Origin of the sequence: Enterobacter sp. R-1.6.2, assembly GCF_035064085.1 — a bacterium.
In the GTDB taxonomy this organism is placed as follows: Bacteria; Pseudomonadota; Gammaproteobacteria; order Enterobacterales; family Enterobacteriaceae; genus Enterobacter; species Enterobacter asburiae_B.
Genome location: NZ_JASEYI010000128.1, coordinates 1 through 442, shown reverse-complemented (window position 1 = coordinate 442; position 442 = coordinate 1). Strand labels below are relative to the sequence as shown.

The following is a 442-nucleotide window of genomic DNA, read 5'->3' as shown; positions in this document are numbered from 1 at the left end:
ATAGATTCAAGCAAGCCAACTTGTCGTCAAAATCGGTGTTGCAAAAACGGGAGTGACCATAGATTCCGTTTTCTGAGGCGATCCCTAGGAGCTCGGATCTCAGGACGAAGGTCTCCGCGAATGTCCGGTCGATCCGCGCGACGTCCCAGGCGGGCGTTCCCTTGGCGGACATCCACGCCGCAGCGTCGTGCATCAGCCGCACAACCTCGTCGATATCACCCGAGCAGGCGACCCGAACGTTCGGAGGCTCCTCGCTGTCCATTCGCTCCCCTGGCGCGGTATGAACCGCCGCCTCATAGTGCAGTTTGATCCTGACGAGCCCAGCATGTCTGCGCCCACCTTCGCGGAACCTGACCAGGGTCCGCTAGCGGGCGGCCGGAAGGTGAATGCTAGGCATGATCTAACCCTCGGTCTCTGGCGTCGCGACTGCGAAATTTCGCGA

Annotated in this window: 1 protein-coding gene; it reads right to left on the bottom strand. The window is 60.6% G+C overall.

The window, feature by feature from the left end:
- Window positions 1–262 (bottom strand): hypothetical protein (locus QMN93_RS26120; protein WP_058687437.1); only part of this gene is annotated, 262 nt, incomplete at its 3' end.
- Window positions 263–442: the final 180 nt, after the last annotated feature.